This window comes from Bifidobacterium goeldii, assembly GCF_003951095.1.
GTDB lineage: Bacteria > Actinomycetota > Actinomycetes > Actinomycetales > Bifidobacteriaceae > Bifidobacterium > Bifidobacterium goeldii.
Window position 1 is genome coordinate 453,092 of sequence record NZ_QXGL01000001.1, and the last position, 19,731, is coordinate 472,822.

The 19,731-nt window shown below is 56.3% G+C and carries 14 protein-coding genes and 1 tRNA gene; 8 read left to right on the top strand and 7 right to left on the bottom strand.

Features of this window, described 5'->3' with window-relative positions:
* The first annotated feature begins 131 nt into the window (after positions 1–131).
* Together D2E25_RS02115 and D2E25_RS02120 are read left to right on the top strand one after the other, a co-directional pair.
* On the top strand, positions 132–2,726 hold the full coding sequence (locus tag D2E25_RS02115) for a sensor histidine kinase (RefSeq protein WP_241216933.1): 2,595 nt from the start codon (positions 132–134) through the stop codon (positions 2,724–2,726).
* A 169-nt stretch (positions 2,727–2,895) separates the two neighbouring features.
* Entirely contained in the window at positions 2,896–3,627 is a 732-nt protein-coding gene (locus tag D2E25_RS02120; RefSeq protein WP_125979381.1) for a response regulator, read from the top strand.
* A gap of 267 nt (positions 3,628–3,894) precedes the next feature.
* On the opposite strand, the gene D2E25_RS02125 is transcribed toward D2E25_RS02120, so the two are convergent.
* A complete protein-coding gene (locus tag D2E25_RS02125) occupies positions 3,895–6,648 on the bottom strand; it encodes an ABC transporter permease (RefSeq protein WP_125979382.1) in 2,754 nt (917 codons plus the stop codon).
* A 17-nt stretch (positions 6,649–6,665) separates the two neighbouring features.
* The gene (locus tag D2E25_RS02130; protein ID WP_125979383.1) at positions 6,666–7,463 is read right to left on the bottom strand and encodes an ABC transporter ATP-binding protein; all 798 of its coding nucleotides are present in this window, start codon (positions 7,461–7,463) and stop codon (positions 6,666–6,668) included.
* A gap of 332 nt (positions 7,464–7,795) precedes the next feature.
* On the opposite strand from D2E25_RS02130, the gene D2E25_RS02135 reads away from it, so the two are divergent.
* Positions 7,796–9,484, top strand: a complete 1,689-nt coding sequence (locus tag D2E25_RS02135; protein WP_241216979.1) for an acetolactate synthase large subunit — start codon at positions 7,796–7,798, stop codon at positions 9,482–9,484.
* A 130-nt stretch (positions 9,485–9,614) separates the two neighbouring features.
* On the opposite strand, the gene D2E25_RS02140 is transcribed toward D2E25_RS02135, so the two are convergent.
* The 3 genes from D2E25_RS02140 to D2E25_RS02150 form a co-directional block, all read right to left on the bottom strand.
* Positions 9,615–10,931: an O-acetylhomoserine aminocarboxypropyltransferase/cysteine synthase family protein gene (locus D2E25_RS02140; RefSeq protein ID WP_125979384.1), complete on the bottom strand. Its 1,317-nt coding sequence runs from the start codon at positions 10,929–10,931 to the stop codon at positions 9,615–9,617.
* A 284-nt stretch (positions 10,932–11,215) separates the two neighbouring features.
* The gene (locus tag D2E25_RS02145; RefSeq protein ID WP_125979385.1) at positions 11,216–11,551 is read right to left on the bottom strand and encodes a branched-chain amino acid transporter permease; all 336 of its coding nucleotides are present in this window, start codon (positions 11,549–11,551) and stop codon (positions 11,216–11,218) included.
* Positions 11,548–12,339, bottom strand: coding sequence for an AzlC family ABC transporter permease (locus D2E25_RS02150; protein ID WP_125979386.1), 792 nt, complete (start codon positions 12,337–12,339; stop codon positions 11,548–11,550). Before D2E25_RS02150 ends, D2E25_RS02145 begins: the two co-directional genes overlap by 4 nt.
* A 180-nt stretch (positions 12,340–12,519) precedes the next feature.
* Between D2E25_RS02150 and D2E25_RS02155 the strand changes: the two genes are divergently transcribed.
* A complete protein-coding gene (locus D2E25_RS02155; protein WP_125979387.1) occupies positions 12,520–13,395 on the top strand; it encodes a pyridoxamine kinase in 876 nt (291 codons plus the stop codon).
* Between the two features lie 149 nt (positions 13,396–13,544).
* Here the strand turns inward: D2E25_RS02155 and D2E25_RS02160 are convergent.
* Positions 13,545–13,621 (bottom strand) — tRNA-Asp (locus tag D2E25_RS02160).
* A 276-nt stretch (positions 13,622–13,897) separates the two neighbouring features.
* Here D2E25_RS02160 and D2E25_RS02165 point away from each other — a divergent pair.
* Genes D2E25_RS02165 through D2E25_RS02175 form a run of 3 tightly spaced genes read left to right on the top strand, consistent with a single transcriptional unit; the run spans position 13,898 to position 17,297 of the window.
* The gene (locus tag D2E25_RS02165) at positions 13,898–14,314 is read left to right on the top strand and encodes a YraN family protein (protein ID WP_241216936.1); all 417 of its coding nucleotides are present in this window, start codon (positions 13,898–13,900) and stop codon (positions 14,312–14,314) included.
* Positions 14,314–15,846: a YifB family Mg chelatase-like AAA ATPase gene (locus D2E25_RS02170; protein WP_125979388.1), complete on the top strand. Its 1,533-nt coding sequence runs from the start codon at positions 14,314–14,316 to the stop codon at positions 15,844–15,846. The genes D2E25_RS02165 and D2E25_RS02170 overlap by 1 nt, the downstream gene beginning before the upstream one ends.
* 11 nt (positions 15,847–15,857) lie before the next feature.
* Positions 15,858–17,297: a DNA-processing protein DprA gene (locus D2E25_RS02175; RefSeq protein WP_125979389.1), complete on the top strand. Its 1,440-nt coding sequence runs from the start codon at positions 15,858–15,860 to the stop codon at positions 17,295–17,297.
* Between the two features lie 11 nt (positions 17,298–17,308).
* Here the strand turns inward: D2E25_RS02175 and D2E25_RS02180 are convergent, their stop codons facing one another.
* A complete protein-coding gene (locus D2E25_RS02180) occupies positions 17,309–17,650 on the bottom strand; it encodes an MGMT family protein (protein ID WP_164514663.1) in 342 nt (113 codons plus the stop codon).
* A gap of 77 nt (positions 17,651–17,727) precedes the next feature.
* On the opposite strand from D2E25_RS02180, the gene D2E25_RS02185 reads away from it, so the two are divergent.
* Positions 17,728–19,620 carry an FAD-binding protein gene (locus D2E25_RS02185; RefSeq protein WP_164514664.1) on the top strand — a complete coding sequence of 631 codons (1,893 nt, stop codon included), beginning with the start codon at positions 17,728–17,730 and terminating at the stop codon, positions 19,618–19,620.
* Positions 19,621–19,731: the final 111 nt, after the last annotated feature.

Consider the following 19,731-nt stretch of genomic DNA (forward strand, 5'->3'; position numbering starts at 1 on the left):
CGCTTGCGACCGTATCGCGAGCGCCCACCTTGACCACCGCCGACCGAACGCCACAGCCCGCCGTATATCATTCCCGCTTCATCCCCACGCATGATGGCCATGCGGCCGCCAGCGCGCTACGCTGGTCGATCATGGACATGACGCGACGACTGACAACGATACGAGACACCTTTGTGCGCGACCGGAAGGCACGCATGCTGGCCATCGACTCAGCCGTAGCATTGCTGGCGACGCTCGCGTTCGGTCTGTTGTTCGGTACGAGCGTCGGCAACATGCCCGGCATGCTGTTCGCGTATGACAGCGGTCCGATGTCCGTATGGTCGGCCGTGCTGGCATTGCCGCTCGCACTTCGACGCGTACGACCGCAGACTGCGGCGGCTGTGTTCGCGGGATTGACGGCCGTCCAACTGGTTGCCGGCCCGGCAATGGTGCCTTCCGATTTTCTGGCGCTGATCATGCTGTATTCAGTGATCGTCTACGGCGACCCACGCAATACAACGGCGTTCATCGTGCTCGCTTCGGCGCTCGGCGCGGCGGCCGGCCCGGTTATGGCGTGGTCGCTTGAGATTGGCCCGTTCTTCGACCCGTACATCACCGCCGCCGAGTACGCGCAGGGCGCCGAGGGATCGATCCGGGATTGTCACGCCGTGTATGCGGGCGGCGGGTTCACCGGTTCGTGTGCGCAAATAGTGCTGCGGCAGTCCGCGGTGTATCTGGCGGAGATCGCGGCATGTCTTATCGCGATTGTGATTGCCGCGTTTTGGCAGCGAGCGCGGCTTATCACGATCCGCATGATGCAGGAACGCAATGACGCAATCCAGGCCAGTGAGGCGGAGGAACGGCATATCGCGGCACTGGCGGAACGAGCGCGCATCGCCCGCGATATGCATGACGTGGTGGCGCATACGCTGTCGATTATCATCGTCCAGTCGGATGGCGGCCGGTATGCGGGCGCGCATGATCCGGCCGTGGCGCGCAGCACAATGGAGACGATCCGGCACGAGTCAGAACGCGCGCTGCATGACATGAAACGCTTATTTGGTGTATTCGGCGGATCATCACATGCTGATTATGCGGACATCGGCGCACTCGTCGAGCAAGCGCACGCGGCCGCGGCGTCAACGCCCGACGGCGGCACGGTGCAGCGGCGCATCACCGGATTGCCACAGCCGCAAATGCTCGCCCCGGCGTCCAGCGCGGCCGTCTATCATCTCGTGCAGGAGGCGCTGACGAACGTGCGCAAATACGCCGGTCCGAACGCGCATGTGCTGATCGACGAACACTGGTCGGACAGCGCGCTGGATATCACGGTGACCGATGACGGCCGCGGTGCTACCGCTTCGCTGGACGGGCACAAGCCCGGATACGGTTTGCTCGGCATGCGTGAGCGCGTCGAGGCCGCCGGCGGCACACTTGAGGCGGGGCCGCGCATCGGCGGCGGGTTCATGGTTCACGCGCATCTACCATTGGCGAGCGCGCATGCATACTCCACGCAGACCAGCTCCGCAACGGTCAACGCCTCGCCAGTCACACAATCCACACCGGTTGCACAATCCACGAATGACAGTGCCAGGGCCGAAGCACCGGCCGATCTCGCCGAACAGACAAGCAACCGTGCGCCGCGCAAACCCGAGCATGGGGTTTTCTCCCCCACGCTCCCCCGGGTCCCCTCATGGGCGAGCGTCTACAAGACGATTCGTTCGAAGCCAATCGCGCAGGCCGTGCTGGCGAACGGGCAGTCGTTCAATTGGATCGAACGGCTCTCCCAATGGACAGAACGGCATTATCTGGCCACCGACATCATCGGCACGATGCTGCTGATCGGCATCATGTTCAATAACCCGATGTCATTGCTTGACGGCTACACCTATGGCACCGCTGAGCAGGCGATTAACCAGTTCATCGTGATCACCACCATGCTGCCGTTGTGCCTGCGCCGGCGGTTCCCTGAATCATCGGCGGCCATGGTTGCTCTAGCGTCGGCGTTCCAGCTGATCGTCTTCCAGCCGGTGATGTTCTCGAACCTGTTCTCGCTGTGCGCACTGTATTCTGCGGTGCTGTACGGCCGCGCGAACGCGTGGCGGTGGACGAGCGTAGTTTCCGCTGCTAACGCGATGTTGTTCGGGTTCAAGGTGATGCTAAGCAACCTTGGCTATGCGAGCATTCTGCATTGGCTGCTGCGTACCGCGGACTACACGGTCACTGGGGTTTTGAGCACGCCGAGGCAGCTGCTGCAAGGCTTCGCATGGACGCTGGTGATCGGCGTGATCTGCATGGGCACGATCCTGTTGGCGCGTTGGCATCGTTCGAGTGGCGCGAATGTGCTGGTGTTGCAGGCACGCGAGGAGGCCTTGCGTGAGGAGCAGCGCAAGCAGCGGATATTGGCCGCGAATATGGAGCGTGATCGGATCAGTTCGCGCATTCAAGCGGAGGTGAGCGCCACATTGTCTTCGGTGATCGACCGTGCAGTGGCCGGCATTCGCATGTTGGATGATGCCGCGGCCCGCGGTGAGGAGCCGTCAGCGGACGCGATTCAGGATGCGTTCGCTGCAATCGGCGCTCAGGGACGAGTCGCGCTCAAACATATGCGGCAACTGCTGAGCGTGCTGCGCGAAACTGGATTCAGTGATGAGGCGCACGATCACGCGCAGCCTGAAATGCAGTTGCGGCCTGCTGCGTCGCTGGACGAGCAGTTGCGGCACACCGCAGAACGGCACGAGGAGTGAGCCGGCGTGCATAATGCGGCATGCGCGTTCGATTGCGCGACACGCATGTTTACTGTGCAGTTTCATGCTACGGCCGGCATGGCTGTTCGTGACAGCTCTAGTGAATTCGGGGAGAAATCAGGGTGTCGCCGACTTTTGGCACACCCGTGAGCACATACAGTGGTGAGATATGAGTGAGAACAGCAGAATTCGAGTAGTGATCGCGGATGACCAGGAGCTGGTGCGTGCTGGTTTTGCGATGGTAATCGGCTCCCAGTCGGACATGCAGGTGGTTGGTCAAGCCGGCGATGGTGCGCAAGCTGTTGCGTTAGCAGAATCGTTGCGCCCGGATGTGGTGCTGATGGACGTGCGCATGCCAGGCATGGATGGCATTGAGGCGACGCGACGTATTAGTTCGCTGCAATCGGCGGCGGATGGGCGGCCGACGCGTGTGATTATTCTGACGACGTTCGATTTGGACGAGTATGTGATGGCTGCAATTAACGCTGGCGCATCCGGATTCTTGCTAAAAGATACTGAGCCGGAAACACTACTGAGTTCCATTCGCACGGTGTTTAACGGCAATGCGATTATTGCGCCATCTGCCACGAAGCGTCTGATCGAGAAGATGATGCAGGATGGATACGCGAAAGGCAATTCGCTTGCTGAAACCCAGCCAGCCGCTGCGTCGTCGCAGCCGGGACAGCCGGCGTACACCGATCCTGAGCTTGAACTGCTCACCGACCGTGAGCGCGAGGTGCTGGTTGAGATCGCGCATGGATTAAGTAATCAGGAGATCGCGAGCAAACTGTTCATCAGCCTGCCGACTGTGAAAACGCATGTGGCACATATTCTTGCCAAGATCAACGCGCGCGACCGGGTGCAAGCCGTGGTGTTTGCTTACGATAACGGGATTGTGTGAGTTCATAGGCTCTCTGCTATGGGACTGTCGAATGCAGTAAGACTGCAGTAAGACTTAAGGGGTAGTCAGGAGGTTGATGAACCTTCCGACTACCCCTTAAGTCAGTTTCGCTGGCAGCTCCCCCGGCAAGGGGGCCAAGTTTTTCAGGTCAGGCTTCGGCGAGAGCCTCGACGAGCTGAGCCGTTAAACAAACGGTCCAGCGGACCGTTTGTAGGCGAAGTGAGCGGCTTTGCCGCGAAGGCCGCCCTAGAGACTCGAGCCAAGCCATCAGGCTTCGGCGAGAGCCTCGACGGGCGGCACGCTCACAGCGCGGTGGGCGGGGGCGATACTGGCGATGAGTGCAGCCACAGCTGCCACGCCGAGCATGATGCCATTGCCAGCCCAATCGAATGGGAAGGCCACGTCGCCGTACAGGCTGAACACCATGTAGGAGCCGAGCCAGCCGAACGCGGTGCCAAGCAGTACGCCGGCCACGCCGGAGACGAGCGAGAGCAGCAGTGCCTCGACCGCGAGCGAGCGGCGTAGCTGGCCGCGCGTCATGCCGATGGCGCGCAGGGTCGCGGATTCACGCGTACGTTCGATAACTGACAGCGACAGCGTGTTCGCGACACCAACGAGGGCGATAAGCACGGCGACTGCGATCAAGCCGACGAGCAGCGCCATCAGGCCGTTAATCATCGTCTCCCACAGCGAGCGTTCCGCAATCGGCCCGGTTACTTGCACGCCAGGGCTAGCAGTAAACGCCTGTTGCACATTGGTGAGCACATCGTTCAAAGCAACACCGGCAGCGTCCGCGTCGATCTTCATGAGCAACATATGACCGGTGGCTGTAAGGTCGCCGTTTTCAAAATGCTTGACGTTGACGAACGCGACCGCATTGTAGTTTTCGGATACGCGACGATAGTCGACGTATGTGGGTGTAAACGTGATCGTCTTACCAGTTGATCCGGTCGTCTCGTCCGACGTGGCAGTGCCATCGTCAGAGCCGCTCGTCTTATCGGAGAATGTCACCTTGTCGCCGCTGAACGCCATCGTCTTACCGGTGAACACCTCGTACTTTGGCATGAGCACTGTGCCGTCGGCGATCGTCGTGTGTGACAGATCAGCCTTCATCACCGAGCGGAGTGCATCCGCGTCACGAACTCCAACCAACAGCACGGACAGGTCGTTGCCATCCTTGTCGGTCGCGTATTCCATTACAGTCGGCGCGTACACGGACGCCGCAACGCCTTTCACCTTGGCCGCATTGTCAGCCTGCGCGTCGGTCATATCGGTACCGTCGGCGATCATGTCAACGCTAAATCGTTTGTCGAGCGCCTCCCCCATCGTCTGCTTGGCACTGGTCGCACCGGTTGCAATGGTTGCGACGAGCGTAACGCCGATGAGCAGCGCGGCGCCGGTCGCAGCCACGCGGCGCGGATTCTTCTGGATGTTCGCATGCGCAACCTTAGCGGACGGTCCAGCAAGAGACACGAGCGCACCCACACCGCGCATGAGCACAGGCAGCCAGAACACGGCGGACAGCACAAGACCAAGAAAAATCAGCGCGCAGCCGAAAATAGCCATGAGCAGCACTGTGGAATACGCGTCAGTGATCATGGACGAATGCCCGGCGATCGACTCGCTCATCTGCCATGCAGCGAATCCAGCGAACGCCAAGCCGGCGAGCACGAGCAACGCGGAGATTATGCCACGCATAACACCTGCGCGACGCGTATCAGTCAGCTCAATCGGCCGCAACGCTTCAAGTGGAGTCACAGCTGTCGCGGATCGTGCAGAACTCAGCGAAGCGAGCACGGTCATGACGATGCCAAACAACACTGGCACAACGAACGCTTGCCAGCTGACGACGAACCGTGCGTCCATGCCGGTTGACGCCATGAGTCCCGACGCGGTGAGGCCGCCGATGAGCGCGCAGCCGAGCGCCACGCCGAGCGCAGAGGCGACAAAACCAAGCACGCCGGCCTCAAACAGCACAGCACCATACAACTGGCTTTTCTTCGCGCCGATCGTGCGCAACAATGCCAGCGTGCGGCGGCGCTGTGCGACGAGCACTTGGAATGTGTTGGCGATGACGAGCGCGGCCACGAACATGGCAAGCACGCCGAAGCTCAGCAGGAATGTAGTAGTGATGTCAGTACCGCCGTCTGCGCTCAGTGACTTGATGGCTTCTTGATTAGCAGCATCACGCGAAAGCACCCGATAGTGTTTCGGCATGAGTTTGACGAGATTAGCAGCGGTAGCCTGCGCTTTAGCAGCATCAGTGGCACTACCGTCCGTACCGTTGCCGCCACCAGCGAGGTTAAGCAACAGTTTGTTAGCGGGAACCTGCAAGAAATCGTCAACACCGTCCAACGTAGCCACGACGTTGTTGGAAATCACGGACGCACCACCATAAGAGCTATACACGCCGTTTGAGTCATCAGTCAGACCAGTCACACGCACCGTGATCCCGCTAGTCGTACTCGAGTTCGCAGTGTCATCAACAGTTGCCGTTGACATTTCCTGCAGAATGCGTGAACTGACAGTCACAGTATCGCCAATGCTCACACCGAGCTGCTTGGCAACAGACTGCGGTAGAGCAATTTCATTATTGTCGACCGGCTGATCGCCAGATGCGATCCCCACTGGCAGCAGGCTAGTGTCCGAAGCGGTACCAACTGCAATACCGTTAACGTTCTTATCGCCGTTGATCACGGTGATATCGCTCGCAGTATCCGCGCGCACGCCATCAACGCCGGCGAGGGCCGCTACTTGATCGAGATGAAAATCGGCAACAGTCGTTGAATACGCGTCATTACGCTCCTGTTCGCTCGCAGTATCCAACGAATCAGCATCCAACGTCACGATATAGTTCGCGCCGCCGTAGCTGCCAGTCTGCTGGCGACCAAGCGAATCAGTCATCGTATTAGAAAACAGGAATGTCGCGCTAATGAATGCCGTACCAATAAGGATCGCAATGCCCGCAGGAATCAGCATTCGCGCGCTTTTTTTCATGAGTTTCAGCGTGATCGAAAACATGGTGCAACTCCCCCAAACTAAGCAATAACCGGATTCATGGCAGCACGAGTAGCGCGCTCGCGTTCGGCCATGAGCAGGTCACTCATCCGCTCGGCAGTAGGATTCGGCACGTCAGCAACAATGCGACCGTCAGCGAACACGATTGCACGGTCAGCATAAGAGGCGGCTACCGCGTCGTGTGTCACCATGATGATCGTCTGGCCAAGTTCCTTAACTGACTGCTTCAGGAAGCTCAATACTTCAGCACTGGACACAGAATCAAGATTGCCGGTCGGCTCGTCAGCGAACACGAGTGAGGGCTTAGTGATGAGCGCACGAGCAATGGCGACGCGCTGCTGCTGGCCACCAGAGAGTTCGTTCGGACGATGGTTCAGTCGTTCACTCAAGCCAAGCGTGTGAACCAATTGGTCAAACCAACGACGGTCCGGCTTCTCGTTCGCCAGTGTTAGCGGCATGAGAATGTTCTGCTCGGCGGTAAACATCGGCAACAAATTAAAGCTTTGAAAAATGAAACCAATCTTGTGCCGCCGCAATAACGTGAGCTGATTATCGTTCATCTTCGTAATATCGGCACCTTCGAAAATAATCCGTCCGCCTGTCGCCGAGTCAAGTCCGGCGAGCGTATGCATCAGCGTAGATTTGCCAGAACCAGACGGGCCCATAATCGCAGTAAACCGTCCTTGTTCAAAACGTACATTGACATCGCGTAGCGCATGTACCACGCTCTCACCACGCCCATAGTCTTTGATGAGATCAATCGCTTCGATGGCAGTTGGATGTACCGGATGTACCGTTGCCGTAGCCAAACCTTCCATGATTCCTCATTTCTTCATAACGAATATCGGATGATGGTTTCATGGTCTCGCGCAACGCGTTGTTCTTACATCGTGCGGCAGGCGGAAACTGACTCTGCTGCTCTCATCCCCAAGGATGAAAGCCGCAGGCTGACAGCATGAGGCGCACAGCACATTGCCAACAATCCTGATTTGTTACGGCCATATATCGTCCGTTTCACCAGTTCGATCATCCGCATGGTTATACTCATGCACTCGTGACACAACATAACGAATCATTGTTTGCCCGCATCGAGTCGCGTCTTCGCGATGGGCTCGACCGCGATGGCAACGAACAGCATCATGACACTGCAATCGCACCCCAATCGCATCACAATCGTCATCATCAGCGCAATGTTGCTGACCTGATGGTCCAATGTCTTGTGCAGGAGGGTGTCGAAGTGATCTTCGGCATCCCCGGCGAGGAGAACATCCCGTTCATCGAAGCGCTGGAACGCGACGGGCGCATCCGCTTCGTCGTCACTCGCCACGAGCAGGGCGCGGGCTTCATGGCGCTCACCTACGCGCATCTGACTGGTAAGCCGGGCGTGTGCTTGGCTACGCTCGGCCCGGGCGCATTGAATCTTACGCTGCCGGTGGCGTGCGCGAATGCAAGCAATACGCCGCTGGTTGCCTTGTGTGCGCAGGGCAATATCAACCGTATTCATAAGGAATCTCATCAGATCATTGATTTGGTGTCCGTGTTCCGGCCGATCACGCGTTGGACGAACATGATTTTAAGTCCTCAAGCTGTTACGGAAACTATGCGTAAAGGATTCGCGCTTGCTCAGCGTAAGCGTCCGGCTGCGACGTGCATTATTCTGCCTGAGGATATCGCTGAGCAGCCCGCACCGGCCGATGCTGAGCCGCTCAGCCGCGCGCTTCAAGTGCATACGGTGCCAACGCCAGCTGATATTGAGGCTGCGGCTGACATTATTGCCAAAGCAAAGCATCCGATCATCTTGGCCGGTAATGGAGTGAGCCGCGCACACGCTGACTATCAGCTGCGCGTATTGTCTGAGCAGCTCAATGCACCGGTAGCTACCACGTTCGAAGGCAAGGGCGTGTTTTCTGATCGACATCGCAACGCGCTTGGCGTAGTTGGTTTCATGCGTCACGATTATGAGAATTTTGCGTTTGATGATGCTGATTTGATTATCGCGATCGGCTTTTCAATTCAACAGTTTGACCCGGTGAAGATCAATCCGAAGAATGATAAGAAGATCATTCATATCAACACGTTTGTTGAAGATACGGACGCGCATTACACGACAACGTTGAACATCATGGCTGATATTGACGCCACGCTTACGCAGTTGATTGACGCATTGCGCGAGCGCGATATTACGTTTGCGAACGCTGAATCGGAGATTCGCGGGCTGCTGATGCACGAGTTTGAATCGTGCAAGGATGATGAGTCGTTCCCGATGAAGCCGCAACGCGTTGTGTATGACACGCGTAAAGCACTCAACGATAGCGATGTAGCGCTAGTGGATACGGGTGCTTTGAAGATGTGGATGGCGCGCTTGTATCCGACGTATTTGCCGAACACGTGCATTATTGATAACAGTCTGTCAACGATGGGTTGGACGCTGCCGGGCGCGATTGGCGCCTCGCTTGCCCGCCATGGACGGCCAGTGCTCGCGGTGATGGGCGATGGCAGTTTCATGATGAATATGCAAGAGATTGAGACGGCGGTACGACTGAACTGCCATATTGTGATTCTTGTATGGGTTGATGAAGCGTACGGCTTAATCAAATGGAAGATGGACCTGCACAATGGCCATCATGACGATGTAGATTTCAACAATCCTGATTTCGTTACACTTGCTGAAAGTTTTGGCGCACACGGTCATCTTGTTTCGTCGGCTGATGATTTGAAGCCGACGATTGAAGCCGCGATGATGGCTGAAGGCGGCGTGCATGTAATCGCCTGCCCTGTGGACTACAGCGAGAACATGAAGCTCACTGACAAGCTTGGCGAGCTGGAGCTCAATAGCTGAGTCCACACGCCGTGCATGTTGCACATAAACGTAAGGTGGCAGCCACGAAAATCGTGACTGCCACCTTATGCGTACTGTCAGCCGCTAGGGCTGATTTATGTAGTGTTATTTGGCCTTACCTTGGCTGGTCTTACTTGGCCAGGCCGGAAGCGCGCACCGCTTCGAAGCCGCCCTTCAAGTCGTCGAGAATATCCTCGATGTTCTCGGTGCCGATGGACAGGCGGATGGTGCCCGGGTGGATGCCCTGATCCTCGAGCTCCTCCGGGGTCTCCTGCGAGTGCGTGGTGGAAGCCGGGTGGATGACGAGGGACTTCACGTCAGCCACGTTGGCGAGCAAGCTGAACAGGTGCAGGTTGTCAATAAAGACGCGTGCTGCATCCTTGCCACCCTTGATGTCGAAGGTGAAGATGGAGCCAGCTCCGTTCGGGAAGTACTTCTCGTACAGCGCGTGATCGCGACGGCCCGGAATGCTCGGGTGGGAGACGGATTCGACTTCCGGCACGGTCTGCAGGTATTCGACGACCTTGAGGGCGTTCTGCACGTGGCGCTCGACGCGCAGCGACAGGGTTTCGGTGCCCTGCAGCAGCAGGAACGCGGCGAACGGGGACAGGGTGGCGCCGGTGTCGCGCAGGAGGATTGCGCGGATGCGAGTCACGAATGCAGCGCCGCCGAGGGCCTCGTAGAAGTTGAGGCCGTGGTAGGACGGGTCAGCTTCGGTCAGGGTCGGGAACTTGCCCGGCACTTCAGCCCAGTTGAACTTGCCGCCTTCGACGATCACGCCGCCGAGGGTGGTGCCGTGGCCGCCGATGAACTTGGTTGCGGACTCGACCACAACGTCGGCGCCGTGCTCGAGCGGACGGAACAGGTACGGGGTGGCGAACGTGTTGTCGACGATCACCGGCAGATGATGCTTATGAGCGATCTCGGAGATAGCCTCAAAGTCCGGCAGGTCAGCGTTCGGGTTGCCGAAGGTCTCGAAGTAGACGAGCTTGGTGTTCTCCTGAATGGCGTCTTCGAAGTTCTGCGGAACTTCCGGGTCAACGAAGGTGGTGGTGATGCCGTCACGCGGCAGCGTGTGCTTGAGCAGGTTGAAGGTGCCGCCGTAAATGTTCTTGGAGGAGACGATGTGGTCGCCGGACTGGGTGATGTTACGCACTGCGTATTCAACGGCAGCAGCACCAGAAGCAACTGCAAGGCCAGCGGTGCCACCTTCAAGAGCAGCGATACGGTTCTCGAACACGCCCTGGGTGGAGTTGGTCAGACGGCCGTAAATGTTACCCGGGTCGGCCAGGCCGAAACGAGCCTCAGCGTGATCGAAGTTGTGGAAGACGTAGCTGGTGGTCGCGTAGATCGGCACTGCGCGGGAGTCGGTTGCCGGGTCGGCTTCTTCCTGACCAACATGCAGCTGCAGGGTTTCAAAACGGTACTTCTTGTTCGAATCGGTCATGGTCGTTGCTCCTTGTGGGCTATGCGCTACTGCAGCGCTTGGTGTCTTCTTTGTTCGCCACCCGCCGGACGTACAGCGTTTGGCGAGGTGTTGATTGAGACGATAAGCCACGCTCATAGCAAGCCGCAAGCTCAACGTTATCGGGGTTGGCTATAGCCCCTTAAAACCCGTTGGGATTATTGGGATTGAGCCGTACTTCATCGAGGCAAAAAGTGCGAGTTAGCGTATGCGACACGCCGGCACCGACCAGGCAGCTGCAGCAACCATCACAGCAACCATCACGTTCAGATGAACACTGTTTGCACCAAAACCATGTACAAGATAGTGCCGCCGGCGATCGAGAGCAGCATATTGCGTTTCCACATGTGCAAGGCGATGATCGCCACCATTGCGATTGCTTCCGGCAGACCGTGTGTGCCCGAGGTTACTGAAACGTCTTTCAACGAGTAGACGACGAGCAGACCGGTCATGGCGTACGGCAGGACGTTGCCGAGATATTCGACAAAACGCGGCGGCTTTTTAGATTCGGGGAAGACGATGAATGGCAGGAACCGAGTGATGATCGTGCCGATCGCTACCACTGCGATGGTCACCACCGCTTGCCACAAAGGCATGGTCATGAGCGGCTCTCCTCCTGTTCAATGTCAATGCGGTCAGTTTGAGGACTGTCAGTTTCAGGCTTCAAATCATCAAGATATGGGCGTAATGCCACAAACAATGCGAGCATTGATACCAGCGATGGAATCATAAACTGCCCTGATCCGAAGATAATCAAGCATACGAGTGAGGCAAGCACGCCAATCATCGCTGACGTGTGTCGGCGGCGATCAGCATCAATCCACTGGTCAAGAAAAATCACCAAAAATAGCGCAGTCAGCACGAACTCAATACCTTTGGTCGAGAACGGTAACAGGCCTCCAACAAGCCAGCCGAGCGCAGAGCCAGCAATCCAATACCACCGGTTGAGCAGATTCACGAACAGCATGAACCATCCATGATCAACGTCATCGGGAATATGCGCACTTGAATTGATCGCAAAACTCTCATCACACATTGCGAAAATCAAATACGGTTTCTTCCAGCCCGTGTTGGCAAAGGGCTTTAACATTGACAGACCGTAGAACAGGTGGCGAGCATTAACCATCAGCGCGAGCAGGAATGCGGCGATCGGATTGAACGCTGACAGCAGCAGATTAACCGTCACAAATTCCATGGACCCAGCGAAGATAAAGTACGCCATGCACACCGGATACCAGAATGCGAATCCCTTCGCATGCATCAGCAAACCGTATGAGCAGCCGAGGAACAAGAAGCCCGCAGCAATTGGCAACGTTAGCGGAAACGCTGCTTTGAATGCCGTGCTTCGCACGCCCGAGCCAGTGTGCACTCGCGCACGTTCACTCATCATCGCTCCTTCCTTCGCTGGGCACATGCATCTATGCGTCCATTCACTGACTAATCGACCATAGCCTACCCCTATGCGCCACCATCAACATCATGGCAGTATATGGGCGAGCATGGGGCAGAAGACGGTTGATGATGATAGTCTCAGACATGTTCTGTGACTTCGTTTTCAAGGAGTAACGATATGACCAATGATGTGATTCTCTATGATCGTGACCCGCAGTACATTCCGCGTGTGGCCGCCGTGCACGACATGTGTGGTTATGGCAAGTGCTCGCTGACCGCAGCTATTCCGATTCTTTCTGCCGCTGGCTGCGATGTGTGCCCTGTGCCGACCGCATTGTTCTCAGCGCACACCAAGTACGCTGTGTTCACGTTCCACGATACGACTGACATTCTGTCCGACTATTTGGATGCATGGCAGAAGGAAAACGTGGATCTGGACGGCGTTTATTCTGGTTTCCTTGGCTCGCCTGATCAGGTGGCGATTATTCAGCGTCTGTACCGCGAGTATCCGAAGGCGTTGCGCTTGGTCGACCCGGTGATGGGCGATGCTGGCCAGATGTATCCGACGTACACGCCGGAACTGTGCGAGGCGATGGGTGCGCTAGCTGATGGCGCTGACGTGCTGATGCCGAACTTGACGGAAGCTTCGATTTTGACGAAGCGTGAGTACCCGGGTCAGGATCTTGATGATGCTGCGGTGACTGATCTGCTTGACGCACTGCTGAAGCTTGGCGCAAAGAACGTAGTGCTCAAGGGTATTGACCATGGCGATGGCAAGATCGTTAACTATGTGGCTAGTGCCTCTACTGGCGCTGAAGCGAAGATTGAGCTGGCTCATAACAAGCTGCCGTACATGATTCATGGCACTGGCGATGCGTTCGCGTCTGCACTGTGTGGCGCAGTGCTGGCTGGCCGTGGTTTGGCTGAGTCGGCTGAGATTGCTGGCGAGTTTGTGCGTCATGCGATGGAGAGCACGCGTCATCAGCCGAACTTTGAAGAGCGTGGCGTGAGCTTTGAGCTCAATCTTGGTGAGTTGACGGATCTTGTGCGCTAAGTAGCTAAGTAGCTAGCAGTCCATTCGCTGGGGTTACGCGCAACTCAGCGAACCCCAGCGAGTGGGCCGCTTAGCGCCGCGCAGTCGCGCAGTATTGGGCTAATACGCAGAAAGCCCTTGCGAATGTGTTTCGCAAGGGCTTTCTTAGCTGGCGACCCCGGCCGGACTTGAACCGGTGACCTCCGCCGTGACAGGGCGGCGCTCTAACCAACTGAGCTACGGGGCCGTTCGTGACTCTTGAACAAGAGCACGAGTATCTATAATACGGCATGCCAGGACTTCGGCGTGTCGCGACGTCAGCAAAACACAACAATCGTTGATATTTCAACGATTTTGGCAGTTTTACGCGACTACGTACCCAAATGAGGTGAGTTATCCACAACACGCCGAAAACTCGAGCCTTCGACCACATTGGTCAAAAACCGTATGGTAAAACAGCAAAATCTGCTGTGCTGGTGTCATGAACATCTGCATAGACACTATTCACACGGACGATCATCACATGAGCATGCGTGGAGATGAGGTAACGTACGTCACTCACCAGCTGCTCGATCCAACACTGAATCCCAAGCAATTAGGCGCATACGGTGAACAGTACGCTGCAATGTGGTTGCAACGTCGGGGTTATCGGATTCTCGACCGCAATTGGCAAACGCGGTATGGCGAAATTGATGTCGTAGCCATGTCTCCTGAGGGCACGCTCCTCTTTGTTGAGGTGAAAACTCGCAGGTCGGCCTTGTATGGCGTACCGCAAGAAGCTGTTACTTCACACAAACGGTTACGACTACGTCGCGCTAGCGTGCAATGGCTGCTAGCACCAGAACATCGCATCGCACACAATGGTGTGCGCTTTGACGTAATCGCCATTATTGTGCGCGATGGCCGGGTACAGTTGCGCTACATTCCGGAGGCATTCTAATGGCTATTGGAAGTGCCTTATCAGTGGGCTTAATCGGTTTAAAACCGTTTCTTATACAAATTCAAACGTTTATTTCACCTGGTTTGCCGCATTTCGCTATCGTTGGTTTGCCGGACGCATCATTGAGCGAGGCACGCGAGCGTGTGAAATCAGCATGCCAAGCCAGTGGTTTTCGTTGGCCTGAGACGCGAGTTACCGTAAACCTCTCCCCCGCTTCAATGCCGAAACGCGGTTCATCACATGATCTGGCAATCGCAGCAAGTGTACTCAGTGCCGCTGGCACTATTCCTCACGATTGCTTAGCGCAAACAATCGTGCTTGGCGAGGTAAATCTTGATGGTACTGTTCTGCCGATTAACGGGCTACTGCCAATCATGTTGCACGCTCGAGATCGCGGTTTGCGCCGCGTTATTATTCCTCAAGCGAATGCAGATGAAGCATCGCTCATATCAGATGTGGAAGCTGTGAGTGTTCGCCATGTCGGCGAGCTCATCGAATTGATGGGCGGTAATGCTCGGTATCAACTCTCTGATGTCGTATCGTCAATGCTTGATGATGACACTGCGCAACACGCAGAATTCGCTTCCCCGGGCGATATGAGCGAAGTAGTCGGCCAAGAACACACCAAGTGGGCGTTGCAAGTCGCAGCAGCAGGCGGCCATCATCTCATTATGACCGGCCCACCAGGGTCTGGTAAAACCATGCTGGCGTCACGAATGCCAAGCATTATGTGTCCGCTGACACCAAGCGAACAATTAGAGGTTGCCTCAATCCGTTCGTTATGCGGCACGCTACCCAATTACGGTATTACTGATACGCCACCGTTCGAGGCTCCGCATCATACGGCGTCAACCGCAGCTCTCGTAGGCGGTGGATCGGGCGTTGCTCGCCCGGGAGCGATTACGCGCGCACATCATGGCGTACTCTTCATGGATGAAGCGCCAGAGTTTTCCGTCCGGAGTTTGCAAACATTGCGCGAACCATTGGAATCAGGCTATGTTGCAGTGTCACGTTCCAAAGGCACTGCGTATTATCCGGCATTATTCCAGTTGATTATGGCCGCAAACCCATGCCCATGCGGTTTTGCGTACGGTACCGGCGAGCGCTGCGTATGCAAAGAACGCGAACGAGTCCGATATTTTGCGCGATTATCTGGTCCGATTCTTGATCGTATTGATATTCAGGTGGAGGTGCCGCCAGTCGAGCGTATTGCTCCTGACCGTTCGCAATCGCCGCGCAGCAGCGAGCAGATGCGGCAAGCGGTGATGAATGCGCGCGCAGTTGCTCGACATCGTTTTCGCGATCAGGGCTGGTCGTGTAATGCGCAAGTCTCTGGCGCATGGTTGCGATCGTATACGTCGCGTCAAGCGTTGGAGTTAGCGAATCGCGCGTTGGAATCACAAAAGCTCAGTTTGCGCGGTACCGATCGTGCGATGCGTTTGGCGTGGACGCTCGCTGATTTGGCTGGCAAAACGTCGCCTGGGCGTGACGAAATGGCGCAAGGCATCATGCTCAGAACACGATTGACGTGAAAGGAGGCGATATGGTTGAGCCTGATGATGAGACTGTAGCGCGTGCAACGTTGACGTTTTGCCTTGATGCGGCAAATGCGCTGATGTTCGCGTTGATTAAGGGATGCGGCAGTGCGTTAGCAGCATTGCAGCGTATTGATGATTGTGCGCCGCATGCATCTGCACGTGCCAGCACGCAAGCGCACACGCGTATTGAGCATGATTTTGCAGTAGGTATTGCTCGCTGGGGTCGCCGGCTTGATGCGCGAGGAATGAAGGTGTTTCATCACGAATTAGCGAGCTGGCATCAGCGTCTCGCCTTACTGCCGTCGCGCAACATACGTGACTTGTCGGATTGGTTTACTGTTGGCGGAACGCAATGGATTATTGCACCGCATCACCCAGCATGGCCGCAGCAGCTTAACGATCTATCCATTCGTAAAGATTGGGCTACTCCCCTGTGCCTGTGGGGCAAGGGAGACCCAATGGCATTAGTGAGCTGCGCGAAGCCGATTGCCATCGTGGGATCACGGGGTATCAATGATTACGGCCGGTATGTAGCGCACACGGTTGCACAACATGCAGCTGCCGATGGTCATCTGGTGATTTCAGGTGGAGCTATGGGCGCGGATGCTGCCGCGCATTGGGGCGCGTTATCAGCGGCGGATATGCTTGGCTCAGGTCACGCGGGGCGTACGGTTGCTGTGTTTGCAGGCGGATTGAATCATATAGGTCCGCAGCGCAATCAGGATTTGTTTGATCGTATTGAAGCGTCACGCGGAGCGCTGATTAGCGAACTATGCCCTGGCACCATACCAGAAGCTCGCCGTTTTCTGTTGCGCAATCGCATTATCGCAGCATTATCGTCTACGGTCGTCGTTGCACAAGCACGATTACGTTCGGGAGCGCTCAGCACCGCGAATTGGGCTGCTGAACTGCAGCGTGAAGTGTATGCAGCACCTGGCGATATCAATGTTCCTGATAACTCAGGGTGTAATTTGCTGATTCACGATAACAAGGCGGTTATTCTTCGCTCAGCAACTCATATTGACCAGTTGTGTCATGACCCGCATCAGCCAACGTTGGCTGTGCAGCTCGTGAGCAATGCATCTGCTGAACTCACTTCACAGGAAAATCCAACACAGAAAGGTTCATCCGACAATGACGTCACGACGAACAACCCGCCAACGCACGATACTGCCAACCAGCGCGCCGAGATCACGCCCGATAGCACCCGTCAGGCCTTACTCGCGCTCATACGACGCTGCAAACGCAAACGACTGCCGACGACCCCGCAGTCTCTCGCTGATCTGCTAGCGCAAGAGCGCACAGCAGTCGCGCAAGACGCACAAACTGCAGCAGATAGTCTGCTTGCCGAGGTGACAGCAGGACTTGGTCTGTTAGAACTTGAGGGGGTGATCATCATGCGCAATGGTTCAGCGGTTATTGCTTCCAACCCAGCTGGCACGTAACACGATACGGTTCACTCATGCCACTGGCATTGCTCCAGATCAACACGCCATCCTTCATCGCCAGCATTGCCGCTGGCTTGAGGTGGTACGAATCGCACGCCTTCTTCTTCAAGCAGCGCGCGCTGCCGATCTGGCCCGCCGAATGCAAAACCAGGCGCGAGCGAACCGTCGCGAAAAACCACTCGATGGCATGGGATCACGCCCGGCTGCGGATTGGCGTGCAGCGCAAAACCAACAAATCTCGCATTGCGCGGATTGCCGGCGAGTGCCGCCACCTGCCCATAGGTAGCGACTTTGCCACGCGGAATACGCTGTACTACGTCATACACTCTGGCATTAAAGGATTGTTCCATGCCGTCATTATCTCTCAGCAGCCTCACCCGTTGCCGGGCCGGTCGCGCACGTCAGCCCTTGTGCGACAATCGTGGATATGAGTCCGAAACATGTGGAAGAAATGTACGATGCGGTGATCGTTGGCGCCGGTGCGGCTGGCCTGTCGGCAGCGTTGGGAATGCTGCACTCTCCTGACATTGAGCGTCTGAAGGACAGTGGCATTGACCCGAAGGTACTGGTGATTTCAAAGCTGCAACCATTGCGTTCGCATACTGGTTCTGCTGAGGGTGGTATTGCAGCCAGTTTGAGCAATGTGGAGCAGGACGACTGGCATTGGCATTACTACGACACGGTTAAGGGCGGCGATTGGCTGGTGGATCAGGACGCAGCTCAATTGCTTGCCCAATACGCGCCACAAACAGTGGTGAATTTGGAGCGTATGGGCGTAGCGTTTTCTCGCACTGATGACGGGCATATTGCGCAACGCCGTTTTGGCGGTCATACTGCCAATTTTGGTAAAGCGCCGGTGCGCCGTGCTGCGTATGCGGCGGATCGTATTGGCCATCAGATTTTGCATACGTTGTGGCAGCAGTGTGTGGCTGCGGGCGTTACTTTTGCTGAGGAATGGTACGTTACTGATCTGGTGTTGGACGAGGCTGGCACGCGCGTAGCTGGCGTGGTGGCGTATGACACGCATACGGGTGACGTGCATGCGGTTCGATCGCGTAATGTGCTGCTGGCAACTGGTGGTGCGGGCCGTTTGTTCCATACGACATCGAATTCGTGGGATTTGACTGGCGATGGTATGGCGTTAACCTTGGCTGCTGGCTTGCAGCTTGAAGATGCTGAATTTGTTCAGTTCCATCCGACTGGACTTGCTCACACTGGCATTTTGCTATCGGAGGCTGCGCGCGCTGAGGGCGGCGTGCTGCGCAATGCGGATGGCGAGGCGTTTATGGAACGCTACGCGCCAGAGCACCGTGATTTGGCGGCGCGCGACGTGGTGAGCCGTTCAATTATGGCAGAAATTGATGCTGGTAGAGGTGTTGCTGATCCGAAGGATCCTCATGGCCCTAAGGACTGTGTGTGGCTTGATATGACCGGTATTGATAAGGATCATATGGAGCAGGTATTGCCGCAGGTTGTTGAGACAATCCGCGATTATGCGAATCTTGATCCTGCGGTGGATTGGGTGCCGATTAAGCCTACTGCGCACTATACGATGGGTGGCATTCCAATCACAACCGATGGTGAAGTGTATCGTTGGCAGCCCGCAACGGATGGTAGTGCTGGCAAACGTGTCATTGTTGAAGGCTTGTATGCTGCTGGCGAATGCTCATGCGTGTCTGTGCATGGCGCGAACCGTTTAGGCGGCAATTCTTTACTTGATGCTTGCCTCTTTGGTACTCGCGCGGGAGCTTCGCTTGCCGCACGTATTGCTGATGCTCCGGTGGATGATCCAATGGCTGACGAGTCTGCAAGTGAGGATGAGGAGCTGACTGCGCCGGTAGATCGTGCTGCTGAGGCGCGCAAGGAGGAAGTTGCAGCGTTGCTCGCTGCTGCAGATTCTCAGGATGCTTCCGATTCCGATACTGATGACAATCCATATCAGCTGCTTGCTGATTTGGGTGTTGCTATGGAGCGCGCGGTTGCTGTGCGTTGTACGCACGATACGCTTTCGACGGCGCTCGCACAATTGCATGATGAGTTGGCGCCACGCGCGCAAGCGCTTCACGCGCATAGTGATGTTCGCGTGTTTAATCAGGAGATTACTGCGATTTGGGAAGCTCAGCATTTGGTTGCTTTGGCTGATGCGCTGCTTGCAGCAACTCAGGCACGTGAAGAATCGCGTGGTTCTTTGCAACGGCTGGATTATCCAACCCGTGATGATGAGCATTTCCTTGCACATTCGATGGTCGATGAGCATCACGATATTTCTTGGCAGCCGGTACACATTGTTGATTTCCCGCCTAAAGCCCGCGAATACTAATCGTTTATGTTGTGACGTGCCTATGGCCTGTCAGATGGCAGGAACACTTGTTGTGGCAGGCATAGGCATGGCTCATGGCACAATGTAATGCTGATTCTTGTGTTGAGGGAG